This window comes from Actinoplanes sp. NPDC051475 (assembly GCF_040689425.1).
Taxonomy (GTDB): domain Bacteria; phylum Actinomycetota; class Actinomycetes; order Mycobacteriales; family Micromonosporaceae; genus Actinoplanes.
The window spans coordinates 234,113-255,377 of the sequence record NZ_JBFAZZ010000001.1 but is presented as its reverse complement, the minus strand read 5'-3'; the positions used below and the strand labels follow the sequence as shown (position 1 = coordinate 255,377).

The following is a 21,265-nucleotide window of genomic DNA, read 5'->3' as shown; positions in this document are numbered from 1 at the left end:
CGGATTCTGGAGTCACCCCAGAGAAATCCCCCAGGAGGTAGCGATGTCGGCACGAGGAATGCTCAGCGTGGTCGGGACGGCCGTCGGCGGTCTCATCGGCTGGACCGGCGAGGCCGCGCCCGCCGCCGACCCCGCCGCGGTCCGCGACCTGTTCGCTCAGCTCGGCATGGCCGTCGGCGAGGGCGACGAGGCCCTCGCCTTCGCCGTGCGCCGCTTCCAGGCCCGGGTCGGCCTCGATACCGACGGCGTGGCCGGCCCGCGCACGGTGCACCTGCTCGCCCGCTACGCCAAGGAGGCCGGGGAGCTGCGCCGCTTCGAGTACGCGGCCTGACCGCCGCTCAACGCCGGGCGGCGAGCGCCCGGAGTGCGGCCAGGCCCGGCAGGAGGAAGTACTCACCGCCGCGGCAGGTCACCAGCGGTCGCGGGATCGGCACGTGGACCGGCGTCTCCCCCTCGACCAGGATCCGGGCGTGCGGCCCGCCGGCCGTGGTGAAGACGTCCTGTTCGCCGCCGCGGCCGAAGACGTTGCCGTCGGCCATCCACTCGCTCTGCACGAACTCGAACTGTCGCCGGATGTCGCCGACCACCGCCAGGAACAGCAGCCCCCGTTCCCGGCCGTCGTCGGGAGCGCCCTCCGGCAGGTACGGCCCGTACGGAATCCCCCGCCGCAGCATCATGTGCCGCCGCGACAGCTTGCGGCCGCCGGGCAGCGTGTCGAGCGGGTTGGCGCGGCGTACGTGCGAAGCCCGCGGGCAAAGGTCCAGGGTCCCGCCGTCACGCCGGCGTCCGACCAGGGCCGCCCCGGCATCGCCGGCCCCGCCCGCGAAGTGATCGGCGACCGCGCCCACGGTCTCGCGGAAGGCACCGACGTCCTGCTCGAGCTTGCGGTAGACCAGGTAGCTGCCGTGGCACGCCAGTTCGTCGGGCAGGTCCCGTCCGGCGATGTCGCCGTCCACGTCCCGCAGCTTCAGCACGAACTCCCCCGGCGGCAGCAGCTCCTCCCTCGATCCCCGGTGGTAGCCCTCGACCAGCGGGGTGGACAGGCCGTCGGCGAAACCGAAGTGCTCGATGAAGGCCCGGCGGTCGCCGCCGGCCGCCAGCAGCCGTTCGCCGTGATGCTCGCCGGCGACCTCGGTCCCCCCGGACGCCGTCACGCCCGCGCGCAGCTCGCGGACGACCGCGCCGAGGATCTGCGGCGTGGCCGCCGACACCATGAGCACGGCGTGCACGCTGCCCGGATCGGCGAAGAAGCCGTTCCACGGGTCGGTGCCCCGCCCCGGCGACAGCTCCGGCTCGCGTACGGCCATGCCGGCGCGGAACTCCTGCGGGAACCGGTCCAGCTCGTCACGGGTCACGCCGACGGCCGCCAGCCCGGCGTGGCTCAGGCCCAGGTGCAGCGCGCGATTAGGCCGCTCCTGAACGTCCGCCGCCGAGGTGATCCGCGGCGCCACCGCACCCAGCCAGGCCCGGGCCCCGGCGACCTCGGTGAACCGCAGGAACAGATGCGTCGCGGCGAGGTGGTGGCCGTACCCGCGCAGCACCATGCCCTGGATGTCGCCCAACGGCAGCGGGCTCTCCCCCTCCGCGCGAGCGGGAGCGGCGGGCCGGCCCGAGGAGGTGAGAGCAGGGACACGGCCATCGGCGCCGTCGGCGGCCAGGCCGGCCAGCCGCCGGCGCAGGCGTACGGCGTCGCGCAGCTCGGCGACCGTGCCGTCCGGCGCGCCGGCGAAGGTGTAGCCGGCCCGCAGGCTGCGGTCGGCGAAGTACCGCACGAAGGCTTCCGCGCGTTCGCTGCCCGGATAGCCGGTGCAGTGGTCCCAGATCGCGTCGGCCTCCGGTCCGAGGGCACGGATCCCCGCGAAGAAGCGCTCCTGCGGTCCGTCCACCGTGGCGGTGAGCAACAGGTACGGATGCGGAAAGTCGTCCGGCCGCGACCCCCGCCCACCGTGCACGATCAGGTCGAGCAACCGCGCCTTCCAGCCCCACACCGCCGGGCGGGTCTGCGTCACGGGATGTTCCACGACCACCAGGCGGGCGAAGTGGACACCCGGTACGTGGGCGAACGGCGTACCGGCCTCGCGCAGGGCCTTGCGCAGCTCCGGCGCCCGGCCGTCGGAGACCCGAGCCAGCACGGTCACCGAGCGGGTGCCGGGATCAGGCTGCCGCGTCATCGTCGCGCTCCCACGTGTAGAGGTCGCCCTGGACGTCGTGCAGGAACAGCGGCCACGCCGGATGGGCCGGAGCGGCGCCGGGGTCGAGGTCGCCGAAGCGGGCCCGGTAGGCGTCGCGCACCCGCAGCGCCGCCGTCACCTCGGTCACCGACGACTCCGGGTACGCCGCCCAGTAGTGGTCGACCGGCAGGTCGTTGCGTCCGATGTAGCCCCGGAAGGGCGCCGTCGGCAGGGCGCCGGGAAAGCCGTACGACCAGCCCCAGATCAACGCCATCCGGCGCGGGATCATGATCGAGAACGCGTCGACGTACTCGTCCCAGTCGCCGTTGAAGTCGCTGCGGAACAACAGGTACGCGTACCGGGCCCGGCGCCGCTGGAACGGGAACTTCGTGATCACGGTCCAGTGCGCGAAGTGGATGAACGACATCCGCTGCAGGTCACGGCTCGGGCCGAGAAGCTTGCGCACGTAAAGGATGAGCCGCAGCGGGCCGGCCCACAGGCGCGGCATCGGGCTGAGCACGGTGAGCGCCGCGCCCCGGCCCGAGCGGGCAGTGACGGTCATGAGTCCCCCGAAGGATCAACGTGCCCGGCATACACTCGGCCGATGATGCTCGGACGGACCGCCGAACGTGCATTCATCGACGCCCTTCTGACAGGAGCCCGCGAGGGCCGCAGCGACGCCCTGGTCCTCACGGGCGAGCCCGGCATCGGCAAGACCACCCTGGTGGGCTACGCGATCGAACGGGCAGAGGGGATGCGGGTCCTGCACGCCCGCGGCTTCGAGGCGGAGTCGGAGATCCCGTTCGCCGGCCTCGCCGACCTGCTGCGCCCGGTGCTGTCCGAGCTGGACGCCCTGCCCGGCCCGCAGGCCGCGGCGCTGCGCAGCGCGCTGGCCCTCGGGCCGCCGGTGGCCGGGGACCGGTTCTCGGTCTGCGCCGCCACCGTCGGCATCCTGGCCGCCGCCGCAGAGTCCACGCCGCTGCTGGTCGTCGTCGACGATCTCCAGTGGCTGGACGCGTCGTCGCGGGAGGCCGTGCTCTTCGCCGGCCGGCGGTTGCAGGCCGACGGCATCGCCCTGCTGCTGGCCACCCGCGACCCCGCCGACGCGGCCGAGCTGCGCTCCCCGCACCTGGCCCTGAGCGGCCTCACCGTGGACGAGGTGGAGACCCTGGCCCGGGCGACGGTGCCGGCACCGCCCGCCGGCACCGCGGCCCGTCTGCACGCCGCCACGGCCGGCAACCCGCTCGGCGTGATCGAGCTGTGCCGCGAGTGGACCGACCCGGTCGACGACGTCATCGGCGCGCCGATGGTGCCAAACGGATCCCGGATCGAGCGGGCGCTGGCGTCCCGGCTCGCGCAGGTGCCCGACCCGACCCGCCGGGCGCTGGTGCTCGCCGCGGCGGCGGGCGGCGGGGACGTCGGCACGCTGCTGGCCGCGGCGCGCGCCTCCGGCCTGGGTCTGCGCGACTACGCCCCGGCCGAGAAGGCCGACCTGATCTCGATCGACGAGCGGCGGATCGACTTCCGGCATCCGCTGCTGCGGTCGGTCGTCTACCACGGGGCCGCCATGGACGACCGGTGCGCCGCGCACACCGCGCTGGCCGCCGCCTTCGCCGGGGTGCCCGGCGACGCCGCCGCCGACGCCCGCGCCTGGCACCTCGCCGCGGCCACCCTGGAGCCCGACGACGGCGTCGCCGCGGAGCTGGAGCAAGCCGCCCAGCGGGCGAACCGCCGCGCCGGGTACGTCGCCGCCGCCCGCGCGTTCGCGCACGCCGCCCGCCTCAGCCGCGGGGCGGACCGGCCGCGCCGGCTGCTGCGCGCGGCCCGCTGCTGGCAGCTCGCCGGCCGCAACGACCAGGTGCTGCCGCTGCTCGACGAGGCGCTGCCGCTGACCACCGAGCCGGGCCGGCGGGCGCTGATCCAGCACATGGGCGCCTACGTCCGGATGTGGCGCGGCCGTCCCGACGAGGCGCTGAAGTATCTGACGGCGAGCGCGGAGGCGGTCGAGCACGACGATCCCGGCCGCGCCGCGCTGATGTACGCCGACGCCGTGATCCCGTACTTCATGGTCGGGCGTCTGGACGAGCTGCAGGCCGCGGTCGGGCGCGCGCACGAGCTGGGGGTACGCGTCGGCGGGACGGCCCGGCTGGTCGCCGCGGTCGCGTACGCGGGCGGCCGGGCCCTGGCCGGCGAGCGCGCGCGGGCCGTCCGGCTGCTCGAGGACTGCCACCCGGAGCTGCTGCGCGCCGACCCGCTGGTGCGCGCCCAGGAGATCTGCCACGCGGCGCTGACGTGGATCTGGCTGGAGGGCTTCGACCGGGCGGCCGAGCTGGTGAACCGGGTCATCGATGCGGCGCGCTCGACCGGCGCGGTGGGGGTGCTGCCGCAGGCCCTCGGCATCCAGTCGGAGCTGAACTACCGGATCGGCAGGTGGCACGACGCCCGGGTCAGCGCCGCGGAGAGCCTGCGGCTGGCGAGCGAGACCCGCTCCGCCAACCTGTACGGGCTGTTCTTCGCCGGCCGCCTCGACGCCGTGCAGGGCCGCGCGGACGACTGCCGCCGCCGGGTGACCCGCACCGACGAGGTGGCACAGCGGCTCGGCATCGACTGCATGGCGCTGTACACCGGTCACGAGCGGGGACTGCTCGCGCTCAGCGAGGGCGATGCCGTCGAGGCGATCACGCGCCTCGAGGCGGTCCGCGCCCTGCCGGTGGTGCGCCAGATCCACGAGCCGGGCGTGGTGCCGTGGGTCTTCGACCTGGTGGAGGAGTACGTCCGGGCCGGCCGTACCGAGGAGGCGCGAGAGCTGCTGGACGCCCCGGAGGCCGCGGGCGACGGGCTCTGGGCGCGGGCGGCGGCGCTGCGGTGCCGGGCCCTGCTCGCCGAGCCCGACGGGATGCGGGCGGCGTTCGAGGCGGCGCTGGCGGCCGAGGCGTGCGCGCTGATGCCGTTCGAGCGAGCCCGCACCCGGCTGTGCTTCGGCGAGCGGCTGCGCCGCGCCCGGCAGCGCGCGCAGTCGCGCGACCAGCTGCAGGAGGCACTCGAGATCTTCGACCGGCTCGGCGCCCGGCCCTGGTCGGAGAGGGCGCGCACGGAACTGCGGGCCACCGGCACGACGGTCGCCCGCTCGGCCGCCACCCTGCCCGGGCTCACCCCGCAGGAACTGCAGGTGGCGCTGGTCGTCGGGCGCGGCGCCACGAACAACGAGGCGGCGAGCACGCTGTTCCTCAGCCAGAAGACGATCGAGTACCACCTCAGCAACATCTACCGGAAGACCAACATCCGCTCCCGGACGGAACTGGCGGGCCTGGCTGCTGCCGGCGCGGCCTGAATTCAATGCCACGCGTACGGTCCCAGGCCGCTGTCCTCGAGCTCGGTCCGTAGCTTGCGCAACGACCGCATGCGGGTCGGCCCGATGCTGCCGATCGGCATGTCGTGGTTGCGGGCGAACTCGGCGTAGCCCGGGGCGTTGGTGGCGCTGAGCGTGACGAGCAGCGTGCGGGCCGGGGCCGGCAGCTTGTCCACGTGTTCCCAGAGCAGGTCGTTCATGCTGCGGTCCACGGCGGCCCGCTCCGGCTGCGGCTCGCGCTCGTCCGGCCGGTCGGGCTGCTGGTCCAGGCCGACGATCTCCCGCCGACCCTGGCGCAGCAGCTGCAGGCATTCCCGGCGGGCGACGGTGGCGAGCCAGCCGCCGACCCGTTCGGGGTCCCGCAGATCGCCGAGGTGCTCGACCATCCGCAGCCAGGTGTTCTGCACGGCGTCCTCCGCGTCGGCCTCCGACAGCCGGAACGTCCGCACGGTCCACCACACCAGGGCCTCGAACCTCGTGATGAGCCTCGCGCAGGCCGCCCGGTCGCCGGCCTGCGCGGCGTCGATCAGCTGCCGGATGCCCTCGGAGTCGTCGCTCACCATCGTCGCGCCCTTCGCCCAGCCGTGTCACCGACCGGTCCGACGCTATTGATTCCGGCATCCCCTCCGGATCCGGGCGCGACCCTAATGCTTCAGGCGCGCCCACCCTGGGGTGCGTACCCGGGGATGCTGTCGGCGATCCGATCACACCAGGGTGGGTCCGGCCACCGTAGGGTGTCCGTCCACACTGTTCGCGCATCACCCGGAGGGACAGTCCGTGCGTATCGGCCTCAACCTGCCGCATTACGGCTCTCTCACGAGCCCCGAGGCCGTCGCCGGCGTGAGTCGCGCCGCGGAGGCACTGGGCTACGACAGCCTGTGGACGGGTGACCGCATCCTGGCCCCGGTTCGGCCCAGCGACCGCTACCCGGGCGGCGACGGCACCATGCCGGCGGAGATGGCGACCTACCTGGATCCGCTGACGGCGCTCACCTTCGCCGCGGCCGGCACCTCGCGGATCCGGCTGGGCACCAGCACCCTGAACGCACCCTGGTATCCGCCGGTCCTGCTGGCCCGTACCCTCACCACCCTCGACGTGCTCAGCGGGGGCCGGCTCGACGTCGGCCTCGGCCTGGGCTGGCTGCGCGACGAGTACACCGCGACCGGGGTTCCGTGGCCGGGACGAGGCGCGCGCCTCGACGAGACGCTGGACGTCCTCGAGGCGATCTGGGATGCGGAGGTCGTCGCGCACGAGGGGCCGCGCTTCCGCGTACCGCCGAGCCGCATCATGCCCAAGCCCTTGCAGCGGCCCCGGCCCCCGATCCTGCTGGCGGGCCTGACGCCGCAGGCCACGACCCGGATCGCGCGCCGGGCCGACGGCTGGCTCGCGGTCGGCCTGCCGCTGCCGTACCTGGGCTCGCTCTGGCAGAAGATCCGCACCGAGGCCGAGGCCTACGGGCGCGATCCGGGCACGCTGCGGATGGTGCAGCGCCTCAACCCGCGGCTCACGGACTCCCCGGCCGATCCGGCGCGGGTGCCGGCGACGGGCACGCTGCGGCAGCTCGCCGACTACGCCAAGGCCGCCGGGGCGGACGAGGTCTTCATCGACCTCACCCTCACCGTGACGACCGAGGAGCAGATGCTCGACCTGGCCGGCCGTTTCCTCGACCTCATGCGGGCAGGCTGATTCCGCACCGGTACAGGTGTGCACCACCCGCCGTTCCGGCGGCATTACGGTCGGCCTCATGACGCCACGACCGACCGCCGACCCGACCATCGGCGAGCGCATCCGGGCCCGCCGCCTGCTGCGGGGATGGAGCATCCGGTACGCCGCCAGCCGCGCCGGAATCTCGCACGCCACGTGGAGCCGGATCGAACGGGGGCGGCAGGCGGCCGACAACCGGTTCGTGCTCGCGGACGTCGCCGGGGCGCTGGACTGCGCGCCGGCCGACCTCGCGGGCACCCCGGTGCCGGCCGCCGACCGGGCCGCGGTGGCCGCGCACGCCGCGGTGCACGACATCCGGCAGGCCCTGGTCGACATCGACCTCGACGAGCCGGTCACCCGGCCCGCACGGCCGGTCACCGAACTGGCCCGGACCCTCGCCCTCGCCGACGACCTCCGGCGGGCCTGCGACTATGCCGGGACGGCCGGCCTGACCCCGGGCCTGCTGCGGGACCTGCACGCCGCGGCGATCGGCCCGGACCGCGGCCGGGCGCTGCGCCTGTTGTGCGACGCCACCTTCATCGCCTCGTCGGTGCTGCGCAACCTCGGGCATCCCGCGGAGGCATGGCTCAGCGCCGAACGGTGCCGGGACGCCGCCGACGCCACCGATGACCCGGTGCTGCGGGGGTACGCGGCCTACGCGCGGGCGAGCGCGGCGACGGCCTGCGGCTCGTACGACCGGGGACTCGCCCTGGCCGGGCGGGCGGTGGACGAGCTGCGGCCCCACGCGGGGCGACCGGGCGGTGCGGAGATGCTGGGCTCGTTGCAGCTGATCTGCGCGTACGCCGCCCGCGGCGGGAAACGGCTGGACGACAGTCGCGCCTGGGCGGACGACGCGGCCGAGCTGGCCCGGCGCACCGGCGAGACCACCACGATGGGCCTGTACTTCGGTCCCACCAACGTCGGGATCTGGCGCATCGGCATCGAGGCCGACGGCGGGGATCCCGGCCGCGCGGCGGAGGTCGCCCGCGCCACCGACCCGGCGCGGATCCGGGCCGGGTTCCGGCAGGTGTTCTATTACGCCGACACGGCCCGCGCCCTGGCCCGGCTGCGCGGCCGCGACCGGGAGGCGATCCGCTTCCTGCTCACGGCCGAACGGCTCGCCCCGCAGCACGTCCACACGTCGGCCGTGGCGCGGGAGACCACCCGGGCCCTGCTGGAACGCTCCCAGCGGCAGGCGGGCGGCACCGAGCTGCGCGGCCTGTGCGAGCGCATGCAGGTCGCCTAAGACGGTAACCGGGGCGGCGGCCCTCAGGCAACCTGGCGGCGGCTACCGGGGTGGCGGCCCGAAGTGGTGGGCCTGGGCGCGGGCGGCCCGCAGGCGCATGAACCCGGCGCCGGCGGAGACGCCGGTGATCACGATCAGCGCCGCGATGACGATCTGGTGCCCGAGCGTGACCCGGTCCTTGGCCTCGGCGGCGGCCGGGCTCAGCCACGACTGGTGCTCGGCCGGGGGCGCCGCCGCGGCCGCCGGGCTCTGCGCGTCCAGGGGCACCGCGACCGCGCCCGGCTCCGCCGAGCGGGACGCCTTCGGGGTCGCCTTCTTCGCCGGTGCCGCCCCGACCGCCGCCGGGGCCGCCTTGACGACCAGGTCGGAGCACGAGTAGTAGGTGTCCGGCGTGCTCGACGTCTGCCAGACCGTGTAGAGCACGTGCCGCCCCGACCGGTCCTCGGGCAGCTTCACGCTCATCCGGTACGCGCCGCCCCGCAGCGGGGGGTCCTTGACCTCGGCCAGCGGCGCACCGAGGTCCGCCCAGCTCAGCGGCTTGGTGGGGGCGTACCCCTTGCGGGTCAGGTAGAGGCGGAACGAGCCCTCGTGCGGGATCGTGCCGGCGTACGAGACGTTCAGCGTGGTGCCGGCGGTGACCTTGGTCGTGGGCCAGTCCGTACGCGGCTGGTCGAGGCCGCGGAACTCGGGCAGGCCGCCGCTGCACAGGTTGCCGTCCGGGATGAACTCCCGGTCCTTGCCGCCCACGTTCGGCACGCGGAGGTTGTCGAAGCTGCCGAACGGCCGGCCGTTCGCCGCCAGCGCTGCGCGGCACGCCGCGGAGCCCGTCTGCTCGCCGCCGGCCGCGCAGGCCGCCGTACGGCTGATCGGCGAGGTCGGGGCGCCGTGGGCGAGCGCGGGCACGGCCGGGAGCACGGTCGCGGCCGCGGCGATCCCACCGGCGACGGCGAGAGCTGCGGTACGGCGGACGAACCTCATGGGACCTCCTCGGCGGCACACGCGTGGGCGGAGCGAACCCACGACGGACAGTACGGAGATCAGCCGCGGATCGTTCACCTCGACGGGTGGCGCTGCCCGAAAAGCCACGGCGCTGTGGTTGCATGGCCTTGCACGCAATCGACACAGGAGGACACATGGAAAAGCCCGACGTCGGCCCCATCACCGGTGAGCCGCCGGCCGAGCTCGTCGTGGAGGACCTCACCGTCGGCGACGGCGAGGAGGCCAAGCCCGGACACCAGGTCAGCGTCCACTACGTGGGCGTCGCGTTCTCCTCGGGCAAGGAGTTCGACGCCTCGTACAACCGCGGCCAGGCCTTCGAGTTCGGCCTCGGTGACGGACAGGTCATCGGCGGATGGGACCAGGGGGTGGCCGGCATGAAGGTCGGCGGCCGCCGCAAGCTGACCATTCCCCCGCACCTGGGCTACGGCGCGCGCGGCGCCGGCGGCGTGATCAAGCCGAACGAGACCCTCATCTTTGTGGTGGATCTGCTCGGCGTGCGCTGAGCCGTGGCCGGCAGGCCGGGCGGGCCGGGACGGGTGTGCCCTGTCCCGGCCCGCTGCCGTCTGGGCCCCCGTCCGGACGGGGGTCCTGCTGGGAGGGGTCGAACGGCTCGCCGATGGGGGTCATCGCGCCGCCTTGAGGTCGGCGCAGCCGGTCTCGCCGGGCAGCAGCGGGCGGAAGGTCACCGTCCAGCCGTTCCCGCCCGACACCCAGGGCGTCGTCGCGTACGCGTCCTTCGCCGCCTTCAGCACCGCGTCACGCTGCTCCCCTGTCACGGTGACGCAGCTGAGCTTCTGCGGCTCGGCCAGCGGCTCGCCGGGCAGCGCCGGACCCTGCCACGGCATCGCCTGCGGCCGGCCCGGCAGGTCGTCGCCGGGTTCCACGTACGGGCGGACGACGGCCGCCAGGATCTCGGGCCGGTACGGCTGGGCGCCCGGGCCGGAGGTGAGCTTGTCCGCCCGGTCCAGGAAGCCGCTCAGCTTCGTCCGGGCCTGCTTCTGGGCGGCGGTGAGCTGCGGGTCGTCGGGACGGGCCTCGCGCAGCGCGTTCGCGGCGACGGTCTGCTCGCCCGCGCCGGTGACGACCGTGACCTCGGTGGTCGCCGCGTCGGCCACACCGGGCTGCCCGAAGTCGGTGCCGGGCCGCACACCCGCGGCCACCGCCTCCTGCGTCAGCGTGGTGACCTGCTCCGGCGAGAGCATCTGCACCAGCACGTTGGGCAGTGCCCGGCCGGGGTAGACCGCCGTCGTCGGCCCGTTGAAGATCACCCGGCCGTCCGCGTACACGCTCAGTTCGGGCAGGCGCGACGCGAGCGCGTCGGGACCCATGAAACCGCCGGTCTGCTTCACCCGCAGGACGAGCGCGTCGGCATCGCCCGGGGGCGGGCCGGACGACGGGGAACCGCCCACGCCCTCGCCGTCGACGATCGGCTGGGCGCAGGCGCCGAGGAGGACCAGGGTGGCGGCGGCAGCGGCCGCCCGCAGCCCGCGAAGTGTCGTCATAATCCGTCCGACGTACCCCCGGCCGGTCCGGTTCCCACCGCGGCGGCGGAAAAATCGGTGGCCGGTCCCGCATGCGGGACCGGCCACCTTTCCGGGAGGGCTACTTGACCGAGCCCAGCGACAGGCCCTGCACGAGCTTGTCCTGCGCGGCGAAGCCGGCGACGAGCACCGGCAGCGACACCACGAAGGCGGCGGCGCACAGCTGGGCCAGGAACAGCCCCTGGCTGGTGACGAAGCTGGTCAGGAACACCGGGGCGGTCTCGGCGACGGTGGCGGTCAGGACCCGGGCGAAGAGCAGCTCGTTCCAGCTGAAGATGAAGCAGATCAGCGCCGTCGCGGCGATGCCCGGCATGACCACCGGCGCGATCACCGAGCGCAGCGTCTTGGACAGCGACGCGCCGTCCATGGCGGCGGCCTCGAGCATCTCGACCGGCACTTCGGACAGGAACGAGCGCATCATCCAGACGGCGATCGGCAGGTTCATCGAGGTGTAGAAGACGATGAGGAACCAGATGTTGTCGAGCAGGCCGGTGTACTGGGCGAACAGGTAGAGCGGGAGCAGCCCGGCGACGACCGGGAGCATCTTGGTGGACAGGAAGAAGAACAGGACGTCGGTCCACTTCTTCACCGGCTTGATGGACAGCGCGTACGCAGCCGGGAACGACAGCAGCAGCACCAGCGCGGTGGACAGGATGCTGGCGGTCAGGGAGTTGAGCAGCGGCGGCCACGGGGTCGCCCCGCCGGAGAAGAACTCGCGGTAGCCCTCGAGCGTGAGCGGCGCGAAAACGGACGGCGGGTTGGTGGCGGCGTCGGCCTCGCTGTGCACGGAGGTCAGGACCATCCAGACCACGGGCAGCACGAACAGGATGCCGACCACCCAGGCGAGCAGGCTCAGCCAGATGCCGGCGCGCTCCTTGCGCTTCTTGACCGGTTCGCCCCGATCGTCGCGGGTGGCCGGCACCGGCGCAGTGTCTGTGATACTCATCGGCCCGCGTCCTCTCTGAACAGCGACGAGACGGTGCGCAGCGCGAAGGTGGCGATGATGATCGTGCCGATCACCACGATCACGGCCGCCGCGGAGGCCCGGCCGTAGTCGTGCGCCTGGTAGAAGATCTGGTAGATCGTGTACGGCAGGTTCGCCGTGCCGAGCCCGCCGGACGTGATGGTGAAGACGGCGTCGAAGTTCTGCACGATGTAGATCGACCCGAGCAGCGCGCCCAGCTCGAGGTACTGGCGCAGGTGCGGCAGGGTCATGCTGCGGAAGATCTGCCAGCTGCTGGCGCCGTCGATCCGGGCCGCCTCGATCACGTCGAGCGGGCGCCCCTGGAGGCCGGCGAGCAGGATCAGCATCATGAACGGCGTCCACTGCCAGACCAGCGCGAAGATCACCGACCAGAGCGGCATGTTGCTGATCCAGTCGGGCTGCGGCGGGTTGTCCGAGCCGAACAGGCCCCAGATCCAGGTGAGTGCGCCGTTGAAGAGGCCGTACTCGGGGTTGTAGAGGGCGTGCTTCCACAGCAGCGCCGCGGCGACGGGCACGACCAGGAAGGGCGCGATCATCATCGTGCGCACCGCGCCGCGGCCCCGGAACTTGCGGTCCAGCAGCAGGGCGATACCGAGGCCCAGCACCAGGCTGAGCAGGACGACACCGGCGGTGAGCAGGATCGTCGTCCAGACCGCGTCCCGCATGTTGACATCGGTGAAGACCCGCCGGAAGTTGTCCACCCCGGCGAAGCCGATCTCGTCCGGGTAGTACGCGTTCCAGTCCATGAAGGAGATGACCAGGGTCGCCACGAACGGCAGCTGGGTCACGACGATCATGAAGATGAGGGCGGGCAGCAGCGGCGCGCGCCGGGCCCAGCCGGCGGCCCGGCGAGCCCCGGCGGACGACGGAGGAGCGTCGCCGGCCCGGCCTTTCTTGGTCTTCTCGGCCACGGATGTCATGGGGTCTCCTCTCCTCAGCCGTTCTCGCGCGACCGGTAGCGTTCCGCGACGTCGTCCGCGAGGCGCTGCCCGCGTTGGAGGGCTTCGTCGACGCTCATCTGGCCCGCGATGGCCGAGCTGACGTACTGCGAGACCTGGGTGCCGAGGTCGGTGAACTCGGGGATGTCGACGAACTGGATGCCGATCGCGGGGCGGGGTTGCACGCCGGGGTTGCGGGGGTCCGCGGCCGCGATGGCGTCGCGCTGGGGCTTGGCGAACGCCGACGCCTCCTGCAGGTACTGCGGATTCTCGTACGTCGAGGAGCGCTTGCCCGCCGGGACCCGCGACCAGCCGAGCTGGGCGCCGACGAGCTCCTCGTACTGCCGGCTGGACGCCCAGGAGATGAACTTCCAGGCGTTGTCCTTCTTCTCGCTGGCCTGCTGGATGCTCCAGGACCAGGCGTAGAGCCAGCCGGAACTCGCCGTCTTGACGACCGGGGCGGCGACGTAGCCCATCTTGCCCTTGACCGGCGAGTCGGCGGCCTCGAGCGAGCCGGCGGCGCTGGTGGCGTCGTACCACATGGCGGCGTTGCCCTGGACGAGGTTGTTGAGGCACTCCGTGAAGCCGGCCTGCGGGGCGCCGGTCTCGCCGTGTGCCCGTACCAGGTCCACGTAGAACCGGGTGGCCTGCTCGAACTCGGGGGCGTCGACCCGGGCGTTCCAGTCGGCGTCGAACCACGTACCCCCGAAGGTGTTCACGACGGTCGTGAGCGGGGCGAAGATCTGGCCCCAGCCGGGCTGGCCGCGCAGGCAGATGCCGGCCATCCCGGGCTGCTTGCCGTCCACCCGGGCGGCGATGTCGGCGACCTGCTGCCAGGTCGGCTTCGCGGGCATCGTGATGCCCTGCGCGTCCAGGACGTCCTTGCGGTACATGAGGAACGACGACTCACCGTAGAACGGCTCGCCGTAGAGCTTGCCGTCGTCGGCGGTCAGCGACTTGGTCATCGGCGACAGGATGTCGGCCTGGTCGAACGCCGTGTCGGCCGTGACGAAGTCGTCGAGCGGGGCGATCCACTTGCTCTTGGCGTAGATCGGGATCTCGAAGTTGCTCAGCGAGGCGACGTCGTACTGGCCGGCCTGGCTGGAGAATTCCTGACTGATCTTGTCGCGGACGTCGTTCTCCGGCAGCACGGTGAAGTTGACCTTGATCCCGGTCTGCTTCGTGAAGTTGGCCTCGGTCAGCCGTTGCAGATCGATCATCTGCGGGTTGTTGACCATCAGCACGTCGATGCTGTCGGCCCCGCCGGACCCACCGCCCCCGCCGCCCCAGCCCGCGCACCCGGCCAGCGACGCGGCGAGCAGGGCGGCCGCGGTTCCGGAAAGAACCACACGGATGCGGGCACGAGACATGAGGCCTCCCCGGCGAGGCGGGCATCGAATCCGGCATCTGTGACGCCGGTAACACTCCGGACTCAGTAGATGCCTGTGATCGACAGGATGTCAACCGCTCGTCACGCACCGCTGCATAAATGACCGTCTCTTTATGCGCGACCGTCCTCAAGCGATCACACGGGCCACCTCGCCACGCACCTCGACCACGTCGCCGGGAAACAGCTGCCGGCCGCGCCGGGTGTCCACCTCGCCGTTGACCGTCACGTCGCCGACGGCGATCATCACCTTCGCCTCCCCGCCGGTGTCGATGAGATCGGCGAGCTTGAGGAACTGTCCGAGTCTGATCATGTCGCCGCCGATGGGCACCTCTCGCATGCGACCATCATCCGCCATCGCCGCCGAAGAATTTCCGCGAGGCGTTGAACCATTCGCCCGCGGGAGCCGAACTACGGGACGTGACTCGACTCGAGAAGCACCGCCGGGCCGGCGTTCTGGCCGCCACCGTCGCCGCCGGAGTGCTCGGCATCGCCGCCCCGGCCGCGGCCGACGTGACGGTCAGCCCGCCCTCCGTGCCCCAGGGCAGCGGGCAGAACCTCTCGTTCCGGGTGACGAACACGGCCCGGAGCCCGATCACCCGGGTCAAGCTCGTGCTGCCCACGGACCTGCCGGTCGCCGAGGTCTATCCGCTGTCGGTGCCGGACTGGGCCCCGCAGATCCAGGGCCGGAAGCTGGAGACGCCGCTGCCGAGCATCCACGACGGCACCCCGGTGACCGAGACCACCGGGTCGATCACCTGGATCGCGATGCCCGGCAAGGCGCTGCCCCCGGGCAAGTCGGCCGATCTGACCGTCGCGATCGGCCCGATGCCGAGCACCGGCGCGTCGATGAGCTTCACGGTCCAGCCGACGTACGCCGACCCGGCCAAGGGCGCCCCGATGCCGCCGGTCGCACTGGCGCTGACGCCGGGCGACGGGACTACCGGACACAGCGGGCACGGCGGTACGACCACCGATACCGATGCCGACGCCGCCACTTTTGCGGCCCTGGCCGAGGCTGCCGACAAGGGACCCGGCTTCTGGACCATCGCCGGCTGGGTCGTCGCGGCCCTCGCGGTCGCCGGCGCCGCCATCGCGATCCTGCGCTCGCGCCGCCGCCCCGCCGCCGGCGCCCCGCCCGCCGAGGAGGAGAACAAGCAACTGGTCGCTGCCGGCGCGCCGCGGGTCACCGCGTGGAGCTACAAGGACGGCCCGGAGGAGTAGAGGATGTCCCGCGCAGGTGGGCGCGGGCACGTCGTGATGAAGCGCGTGGGGCGCGGACCACGACTTGCGGGTGGGGTCTCGGGCAAGACCCACGACCTGCGTCAGGCGGGGCGGAAAGGTTCGGCTTTCCGCCCCGCCAACACAGTTACATGGCCGCGCCTCCGGCACGGCGAGGATTGCGGTCAGACCGAGACGGTACGCGGGGACTTGAGGGCCTCGATGATCTCGCGCTGGGCGCGTTCGGCGTCCTCGTGCGAGACCTGGCAGGTGCCCGCCGCCTGGTGGCCGCCCCCGCCGTAGCGCAGCATGATCTCGCCGATGTCGACCGGCGACGTGCGGTCGAGGATCGACTTGCCGCAGGCGAACACCGTGTTCTGCTTCTTGAAACCCCAGATGACGTGCATCGACACCCGCGCCTCGGGAAAGAGCGCGTACACCATGAAGCGGTTGCCGGCGAAGATGGTGTCCTCGTTGCGCAGGTCCACGATCACGACGTCGCCGTCCATGCGGCTGATCCGCTGGAGCTGCTCGACGAACATGGCGGAGGAGTCGCGGTACATGTCGACCCGCTCGGACACGTCGGGCATCTTGAGGATCTCCTCGATCCCCATCTGGATGCACGCGTCGATGAGCGTCCGCATGAGGTCGAAGTTGGCGACTCGGAACTCGCGGAACCGGCCCAGGCCGGTGCGGCTGTCCATGATGAAGTTGAGCAGCGTCCAGCCGGTGGGATTGAGGATGTCGTCGATCGTGTAATCGGCCGAGTCGGCCTGGTCGACGGCACGCATGAGGTCCCCGGGGACCTCCGGGAAGCGGTCGGTGCCGCCGTAGTACTCGAACACCACCCGCGCCGCCGATGGCGCGTCGGCGTTGATGATGTGGTTCGGCCGCTCGCCCTGATTACGCAGCGTCTCGGAGTGGTGGTGGTCGAAGACCAGGTGCGCCTTGGGGTGGTACGGCAGATTGGTGAGGATGTCACGTTCCGTGATGTCGGCCGTACCGTCCTGCACGTCCTTGGGGTGCACGAACTTGATGTCGTCGATGTCGATGACGTTCATGAACTTGAGGAGGACGGCGCAGACGAGTCCGTCCATGTCGCTACGGGTCACGAGCCGGTACTTCACGAGCTTCTCCCTCTGCCGGGCGGCGGCTTACTTCCCAGTTTGCCACTTTTGAGGCTATGGCCCTGGACGCATCCGCGTACCGGTTTGATCCGACGGGTGCTCGCGCTGCGTAAAGTTCTGGCGGAAGCTAACGCACGCGGTCGGAGGAAGACCAAGACGATGGACACCGTTCCCCAGCTCGCCCAGGACCGCAACGCCCCGCCCGCCACGCTGGTGATCTTCGGCGCGTCCGGTGACCTGACCCGCCGCAAGCTGCTGCCGGCGGTCGAGAGCCTGGCCCGGCACAACCGGTTACCCGCCGAGTTCGCCCTCGTCGGCGTGGCTCGCACCCCGATGGAGGACCACCAGTTCGCCGAGAGCGCCCTCGGCGGCCGCAGCTTGGCGGACAAACCGCAGCTTCAGGGCGGAATCAGGTACGTATCCGGCGGCTACGACGACCCGGGCACGTACAAGCGGCTCGGCGAGGTCCTCGACGAGCTGGACGCCACCCGCGGCACGTCCGGCAACCGCATCTTCTACCTCTCCACCCCCGCCGAGGCGTTCGAGCCGGTCGTCAACGGCCTCGCCGGCGCCGGGCTCAACCACGCCCACGAGGGCGCGTTCTCCCGGCTGGTCATCGAGAAGCCGTACGGCAAGGACCTGGAGACCGCCCGCGAGCTGGACGGCATCGTGCACGCCGCGTTTGACGAGCCGCAGGTCTTCCGCATCGACCACTATCTGGGCAAGGACACCGTCCAGAACGTGCTGGCGCTGCGCTTCGCCAACGCGATCTTCCAGCCCATCTGGAACCGCTCCTGGGTCGACCACGTGCAGATCACGGTCGCCGAGACGCTCGGCGTCGGCACCCGCGGCGGCTTCTACGAGCACGCCGGCGCCATGCGCGACATCGTGCAGAACCACGTGCTGCAGGTCCTCGCGCTCGCGCTGATGGAGCCGCCGGCCTCGTTCGACGCCGAGGGGCTGCGCAACGAGAAGGTCAAACTGCTCCAGGCCATCCGGCTGCCCACCGACCGCGACATCGCTGACGTCGCCGTGCGCGGCCAGTACACCCGCGGCGGCACCCGCGACGACCTGATGGCCGGCTACCGCGACGAGGCCGGCGTCGACCCGCTGTCGCGCACCGAGACGTACGCGGCCATGCGGCTCAACGTCGACAACTGGCGGTGGGCGGGGGTGCCGTTCTATGTGCGTACCGGAAAGCGGCTGCCGGCCCGGGTCACCGAGGTCGCCCTGCAGTTCCAGCGCCCGCCGCACCTGCCGATCCCGACGAACCAGCTCACCGAGCTGGAGGCGGACGCGCTGATCCTGCGGATCCAGCCCAACGAGGGCATCTCGCTGCGCTTCGGCGCCAAGGTCCCGGGCCACTCGTTCCGGGTGCGCACGGCCAGCATGGATTTCTCGTACGAGCAGACGTTCCGCGAGGAGTCGCCGGAGGCGTACGAGCGCCTCCTGCTCGACGCCCTCCTCGGCGACCCCACACTGTTCATCCGCTCCGACGAGGTCGAGCAGTGCTGGCGCATCGTCGACCCGATCATCGAGCACTGGGCCAACGATCCGTCCCCGATCCCGACGTACGAGGCGGCCTCCTGGGGCCCCACGGACGCCGACCGCCTCATCGGCAGCAGCGGCCGCAAATGGCGCAACGCGGTCTAACGAATCACCGCTTCGCACGGGCCTTGGCGATCGCCAGGGCCCGTTCCGCATGTTCCGTCATGTTGAGCTCGCTGTGGATGACCTCGAGCACCGTACGGTCGGTGTCGATGACGAACGTGAGGCGCTTCATGCTGAGCGGGCCGAGCGGCACCCTGCGCTTCACGCCGTAGGCCTTCGCCACCGCCGCGTCGGCGTCGGAGAGCAGCGGATAGTCGAACCCGTGCAGGTCGGCGAACTGCTTCTGCCGGCCGACCGCGTCCCGGCTGATCCCGACGCGCTGCACGCCCGCCTCGGCGAACTCCGCGCCCAGATCCCGGAAGGTGCAGGCCTCGGCCGTGCACCCGCTCGTCATGGCCGCCGGATAGAAGAAGAGCACCACCGGCCCGGCGGCGAGCAGCTCGCCCAACCGGCGGACCTCACCGTGCTGATCGGGCAGGGCGAACTCGGGGGCGTAATCACCAGTATCGATCGTCACCGTGTCAACGGTACGCGACTGAATTCGCCCATGCGGTACCGCTCGCCTAGGGTGGAGACACCACCTTCCGCGCCCCTACGACCCCGGCTGACCCCTGCCCGCCCCCGAGGAAAGCGACACCCCCCATGCAGGTCTCGGTCGCGCACCACCCACCGAACACGGCAGTGCTGACGCTGCGCGGGTCCCTCGACATCGACACCGCGCCGGCCCTGAAGGCCAACCTGAGCCGCCTCGTCGAACGCCCCAGCCCCCGCGTCGTGGTCGACCTCGCCGGCCTCGACTTCTGCGACTCCATGGGCGTGGGCGTCCTCGTGACGGCACACGGCCGCGCCATGGAACGCGGCGGCTGGGTCCGATTGGCGGCACCGTCGGGCTTCCTGCGCCGCCTGCTCGACACCCTCGGCCTCACCGACTACCTGTCGCTGCACACCGACGTGGAAACGGCGCTGAAGGACTGAAAAAAGGGGCGCCCCTTGCGGGACGCCCCTTTCCGCCGTACGTCGTCAGCTGGTCACGCCGAAGACGATGCGGCCCAGGGTGTCCTCCGTGCCCACGAAGCCCTCTGCCGGGATGAAGTGGCTGTCGCCGAAGTCGACGTCCACGTCGTCCGCAGTGCCGCCGACGCCGTCCGGGCCGACGCCGAAGAGGACGTCGAAGTTGGTGCCGCCCGCGTCCATCAGGTTGGGCGTCGCGTCGGCGTTGTCGGTGTGCCAGTTGCCGAAGAAGTGGCCCGCCTCGTGGGCAGTCACGTTGCCGACCGCCTGGCCCACGAAGGCGACCCGGTCGCTCGCGTCGGTCAGGTACGTGTTCAGCGAGGCCGGCCCGCCGGCCGGGTCACTGAGCACGTCCTGCAGCACCAGGGCGGTCTCCTCGGTCTCGAAGTTGCCCGGGTCGATGCTCTGGGCGATGCCGATGGTGCTGACGCCCGACTCGGCGATGGTGCCGCCGACGATGATGCGGCTGACGTTCTTCTGGCCCCACGGGTCCGGGTCGTCCTTGCTGTTGAGGATCTTCAGCTTGAACCGGTTGTTGAGGCCGCTGGCGACGAGGTCCTGCTTGATGTTCTCGGTGACGCTGGCGACGACGGCGTCGATGACCGCCCCCTCCTGGGCCCGCGGGATGCCCCACTTGGCCAGGAACGCCGAGAACGGGCTCAGCGTCACGTTGCCCGTGCCGCCGAAGACGCCGGTGTTGACGCGGGCGCCGTCGAAGTCGAGGAACAGCGTCTGGGTCGGCTTGTCGCCCTGCAGCGGCGGCCGGTAGGCCTCCACCGTGATGTCGTAGCTGCCCTTCCCCTCGGACACGCCGACGTAGTGCCAGCCCGCCTTGGTGGCGACGTAGTCGGTGGCCGCGTTGCCGCCGCCCGGCAGCTTGCTGTCCATCGGGTAGATGAACGTGGCGTCCTGCCCGGAGCCGTGCACCTCGCGCGGGTCGGTGTCGTAGACCGTCAGGTACGACGGTGCGCCCTTCACCGACGCGCCGAGCACGTCGCCGGGCTTGAGGTTCACCGCGAAGAAGTCCTTGTCGGACGAAGCCGCCGAGATGGTCACCGTGTACGGGCCCTCGCTGGCCCCGCCGTCACCGCTGGCCGGGTCGAACGGGTCGGCCGGCAGCCCGCTGTACGCCGCGACGACGACGTAGAAGGTGCCCGAGGCCGGCACGCTGTAGGTGAGCAGGCTGTCGAAGCCGTCCGCGTCGTCGTTGGACGCGACGATGGTGCCGTCGGGGGTGTAGAGCGCGACCAGCGTGTCCAGGGCACCCGTCGGGGTGTCGGTGTCCACGGTGATGGTCTGGCCGGCGGTGGCCGCCAGCTCGTAGAAGTCGAAGTCGTTCGTGCCGGTGCCGGCGGAGCCGTGCGGGCCGTCGCCGATCTGGGCGGAGGTGACGATCGCCGCCCGGCCGCTGCCGATGCCGGTCTCGCCGGCGAGCGGGATCGACCCGTCGTCCTCCGGCGTGGCCGCGCGGCTCGCCGGGGTGACCGATTCGGGGTCGAGCGAGCCGAGGATGCGGATCGCCGGGTTCTGCTTGGCGCCGGTGCCGAAGCCCTGGATGAGCTGCGCGGACGCCGGGTTCTCGTTGGAGCCGAACGTACCGTCGGGCTCGTCCTCGTCGACGACGATCGCGGCCGCGGCCTTCGCCGCGGCCGAGGGCGCGCCCTGGGCCTTGAACCGCGCCGCGGCCTTGCCGGCGGCCTGCTTGCTCAGGTACGACGCCCAGCCGCTGTAGTCGGCCTTCGACGCGTCCGGCAGCAGCGAGAGGTACGGGTTGGGCCCGGCCGGCTTGGCGCCCGGGGCGGCCTTCGGTGCCACCGGGATGCCGGCGGCCAGCGCGGCCTGGTCGGCGGGGCTGAGCCCCGGGTCGGACGGTTGCGGAGCGGCTTGCGCGACGCCCGGCAGGAGCGTGGCGAGCCCGAGCGCGAGCGCTCCGACGGTCGCGATGCTTCGTCGCATCAGGTAATCCCCCTTCAGC

20 protein-coding genes are annotated in these 21,265 nt (G+C 72.2%); 8 read left to right on the top strand and 12 right to left on the bottom strand.

The genetic code is table 11. From position 1 onward, the window contains the following. Positions 1–43: 43 nt before the first annotated feature. Positions 44–331 carry a peptidoglycan-binding protein gene (locus tag AB0368_RS01185; protein ID WP_366151721.1) on the top strand — a complete coding sequence of 96 codons (288 nt, stop codon included), beginning with the start codon at positions 44–46 and terminating at the stop codon, positions 329–331. Between the two features lie 7 nt (positions 332–338). Here the strand turns inward: AB0368_RS01185 and AB0368_RS01180 are convergent, their stop codons facing one another. Together AB0368_RS01180 and AB0368_RS01175 are read right to left on the bottom strand one after the other, a co-directional pair. Next, the gene (locus AB0368_RS01180; RefSeq protein WP_366151720.1) at positions 339–2,171 is read right to left on the bottom strand and encodes a hypothetical protein; all 1,833 of its coding nucleotides are present in this window, start codon (positions 2,169–2,171) and stop codon (positions 339–341) included. Then, positions 2,155–2,733 (bottom strand): hypothetical protein, encoded by a 579-nt coding sequence (locus tag AB0368_RS01175; RefSeq protein WP_366151719.1) that lies wholly within the window; start codon positions 2,731–2,733, stop codon positions 2,155–2,157. The genes AB0368_RS01180 and AB0368_RS01175 overlap by 17 nt, the downstream gene beginning before the upstream one ends. A 42-nt stretch (positions 2,734–2,775) precedes the next feature. On the opposite strand from AB0368_RS01175, the gene AB0368_RS01170 reads away from it, so the two are divergent. Beyond that, positions 2,776–5,502 (top strand): LuxR family transcriptional regulator, encoded by a 2,727-nt coding sequence (locus AB0368_RS01170; RefSeq protein WP_366151718.1) that lies wholly within the window; start codon positions 2,776–2,778, stop codon positions 5,500–5,502. A 2-nt stretch (positions 5,503–5,504) separates the two neighbouring features. Here the strand turns inward: AB0368_RS01170 and AB0368_RS01165 are convergent, their stop codons facing one another. Then, positions 5,505–6,083 carry a sigma-70 family RNA polymerase sigma factor gene (locus AB0368_RS01165; RefSeq protein WP_366151717.1) on the bottom strand — a complete coding sequence of 193 codons (579 nt, stop codon included), beginning with the start codon at positions 6,081–6,083 and terminating at the stop codon, positions 5,505–5,507. A 214-nt stretch (positions 6,084–6,297) separates the two neighbouring features. Here AB0368_RS01165 and AB0368_RS01160 point away from each other — a divergent pair, with 214 nt between their 5' ends. Together AB0368_RS01160 and AB0368_RS01155 are read left to right on the top strand one after the other, a co-directional pair. Then, entirely contained in the window at positions 6,298–7,206 is a 909-nt protein-coding gene (locus AB0368_RS01160) for a TIGR03619 family F420-dependent LLM class oxidoreductase (protein ID WP_366151716.1), read from the top strand. Between the two features lie 58 nt (positions 7,207–7,264). Further along, the gene (locus tag AB0368_RS01155; RefSeq protein ID WP_366151715.1) at positions 7,265–8,470 is read left to right on the top strand and encodes a helix-turn-helix domain-containing protein; all 1,206 of its coding nucleotides are present in this window, start codon (positions 7,265–7,267) and stop codon (positions 8,468–8,470) included. Positions 8,471–8,512: 42 nt separating this feature from the next. On the opposite strand, the gene AB0368_RS01150 is transcribed toward AB0368_RS01155, so the two are convergent. Beyond that, a complete protein-coding gene (locus tag AB0368_RS01150) occupies positions 8,513–9,448 on the bottom strand; it encodes a lytic polysaccharide monooxygenase (RefSeq protein ID WP_366151714.1) in 936 nt (311 codons plus the stop codon). A 155-nt stretch (positions 9,449–9,603) separates the two neighbouring features. Between AB0368_RS01150 and AB0368_RS01145 the strand changes: the two genes are divergently transcribed. After that, entirely contained in the window at positions 9,604–9,972 is a 369-nt protein-coding gene (locus tag AB0368_RS01145; protein WP_366151713.1) for an FKBP-type peptidyl-prolyl cis-trans isomerase, read from the top strand. Between the two features lie 120 nt (positions 9,973–10,092). Here AB0368_RS01145 and AB0368_RS01140 read toward each other — a convergent pair whose 3' ends face one another. The 5 genes from AB0368_RS01140 to AB0368_RS01120 all read right to left on the bottom strand — a co-directional run bounded on the left by AB0368_RS01140 (position 10,093) and on the right by AB0368_RS01120 (position 14,660). Then, entirely contained in the window at positions 10,093–10,971 is an 879-nt protein-coding gene (locus tag AB0368_RS01140; protein WP_366151712.1) for a hypothetical protein, read from the bottom strand. Positions 10,972–11,071: 100 nt separating this feature from the next. Beyond that, on the bottom strand, positions 11,072–11,956 hold the full coding sequence (locus AB0368_RS01135; RefSeq protein WP_366151711.1) for a carbohydrate ABC transporter permease: 885 nt from the start codon (positions 11,954–11,956) through the stop codon (positions 11,072–11,074). Next, positions 11,953–12,915 carry a sugar ABC transporter permease gene (locus tag AB0368_RS01130; RefSeq protein ID WP_366151710.1) on the bottom strand — a complete coding sequence of 321 codons (963 nt, stop codon included), beginning with the start codon at positions 12,913–12,915 and terminating at the stop codon, positions 11,953–11,955. Before AB0368_RS01130 ends, AB0368_RS01135 begins: the two co-directional genes overlap by 4 nt. 14 nt (positions 12,916–12,929) lie before the next feature. After that, positions 12,930–14,303, bottom strand: coding sequence for a sugar ABC transporter substrate-binding protein (locus AB0368_RS01125; protein WP_366151709.1), 1,374 nt, complete (start codon positions 14,301–14,303; stop codon positions 12,930–12,932). A gap of 147 nt (positions 14,304–14,450) precedes the next feature. After that, on the bottom strand, positions 14,451–14,660 hold the full coding sequence (locus AB0368_RS01120) for an RNA-binding S4 domain-containing protein (RefSeq protein WP_366151708.1): 210 nt from the start codon (positions 14,658–14,660) through the stop codon (positions 14,451–14,453). Positions 14,661–14,740: 80 nt separating this feature from the next. Here AB0368_RS01120 and AB0368_RS01115 point away from each other — a divergent pair, with 80 nt between their 5' ends. Further along, complete coding sequence (locus AB0368_RS01115; RefSeq protein WP_366151707.1) at positions 14,741–15,544, top strand: DUF1775 domain-containing protein; 804 nt, start codon at positions 14,741–14,743, stop codon at positions 15,542–15,544. A gap of 182 nt (positions 15,545–15,726) precedes the next feature. On the opposite strand, the gene AB0368_RS01110 is transcribed toward AB0368_RS01115, so the two are convergent. Further along, complete coding sequence (locus tag AB0368_RS01110; RefSeq protein ID WP_366151706.1) at positions 15,727–16,668, bottom strand: exopolyphosphatase; 942 nt, start codon at positions 16,666–16,668, stop codon at positions 15,727–15,729. A gap of 159 nt (positions 16,669–16,827) precedes the next feature. Here AB0368_RS01110 and zwf point away from each other — a divergent pair, with 159 nt between their 5' ends. After that, entirely contained in the window at positions 16,828–18,321 is a 1,494-nt protein-coding gene (gene zwf / locus AB0368_RS01105; protein WP_366151705.1) for a glucose-6-phosphate dehydrogenase, read from the top strand. 4 nt (positions 18,322–18,325) lie between these two features. Here the strand turns inward: zwf and AB0368_RS01100 are convergent, their stop codons facing one another. Beyond that, positions 18,326–18,796, bottom strand: a complete 471-nt coding sequence (locus AB0368_RS01100; protein ID WP_366151704.1) for a peroxiredoxin — start codon at positions 18,794–18,796, stop codon at positions 18,326–18,328. 125 nt (positions 18,797–18,921) lie between these two features. Between AB0368_RS01100 and AB0368_RS01095 the strand changes: the two genes are divergently transcribed. Further along, complete coding sequence (locus tag AB0368_RS01095; protein WP_366151703.1) at positions 18,922–19,254, top strand: STAS domain-containing protein; 333 nt, start codon at positions 18,922–18,924, stop codon at positions 19,252–19,254. A 45-nt stretch (positions 19,255–19,299) separates the two neighbouring features. On the opposite strand, the gene AB0368_RS01090 is transcribed toward AB0368_RS01095, so the two are convergent. Beyond that, positions 19,300–21,246 (bottom strand): PPC domain-containing protein, encoded by a 1,947-nt coding sequence (locus tag AB0368_RS01090; RefSeq protein WP_366151702.1) that lies wholly within the window; start codon positions 21,244–21,246, stop codon positions 19,300–19,302. Positions 21,247–21,265 lie beyond the last annotated feature (19 nt).

Bases quoted from the DNA above. Each gene is read 5' to 3' on its own strand.
- AB0368_RS01120 (WP_366151708.1), bottom strand. From the start codon at position 14,660: ATGCGAGAGGTGCCCATCGGCGGCGACATGATCAGACTCGGACAGTTC.
- AB0368_RS01130 (WP_366151710.1), bottom strand. From the start codon at position 12,915: ATGACATCCGTGGCCGAGAAGACCAAGAAAGGCCGGGCCGGCGACGCT.
- AB0368_RS01145 (WP_366151713.1), top strand. From the start codon at position 9,604: ATGGAAAAGCCCGACGTCGGCCCCATCACCGGTGAGCCGCCGGCCGAG.
- AB0368_RS01125 (WP_366151709.1), bottom strand. From the start codon at position 14,303: ATGTCTCGTGCCCGCATCCGTGTGGTTCTTTCCGGAACCGCGGCCGCC.
- AB0368_RS01135 (WP_366151711.1), bottom strand. From the start codon at position 11,956: ATGAGTATCACAGACACTGCGCCGGTGCCGGCCACCCGCGACGATCGG.
- AB0368_RS01140 (WP_366151712.1), bottom strand. From the start codon at position 10,971: ATGACGACACTTCGCGGGCTGCGGGCGGCCGCTGCCGCCGCCACCCTG.
- AB0368_RS01155 (WP_366151715.1), top strand. From the start codon at position 7,265: ATGACGCCACGACCGACCGCCGACCCGACCATCGGCGAGCGCATCCGG.
- AB0368_RS01175 (WP_366151719.1), bottom strand. From the start codon at position 2,733: ATGACCGTCACTGCCCGCTCGGGCCGGGGCGCGGCGCTCACCGTGCTC.
- AB0368_RS01185 (WP_366151721.1), top strand. From the start codon at position 44: ATGTCGGCACGAGGAATGCTCAGCGTGGTCGGGACGGCCGTCGGCGGT.
- AB0368_RS01095 (WP_366151703.1), top strand. From the start codon at position 18,922: ATGCAGGTCTCGGTCGCGCACCACCCACCGAACACGGCAGTGCTGACG.
- AB0368_RS01180 (WP_366151720.1), bottom strand. From the start codon at position 2,171: ATGACGCGGCAGCCTGATCCCGGCACCCGCTCGGTGACCGTGCTGGCT.
- AB0368_RS01165 (WP_366151717.1), bottom strand. From the start codon at position 6,083: ATGGTGAGCGACGACTCCGAGGGCATCCGGCAGCTGATCGACGCCGCG.
- AB0368_RS01150 (WP_366151714.1), bottom strand. From the start codon at position 9,448: ATGAGGTTCGTCCGCCGTACCGCAGCTCTCGCCGTCGCCGGTGGGATC.
- AB0368_RS01090 (WP_366151702.1), bottom strand. From the start codon at position 21,246: ATGCGACGAAGCATCGCGACCGTCGGAGCGCTCGCGCTCGGGCTCGCC.
- AB0368_RS01170 (WP_366151718.1), top strand. From the start codon at position 2,776: ATGATGCTCGGACGGACCGCCGAACGTGCATTCATCGACGCCCTTCTG.
- zwf (WP_366151705.1), top strand. From the start codon at position 16,828: ATGGACACCGTTCCCCAGCTCGCCCAGGACCGCAACGCCCCGCCCGCC.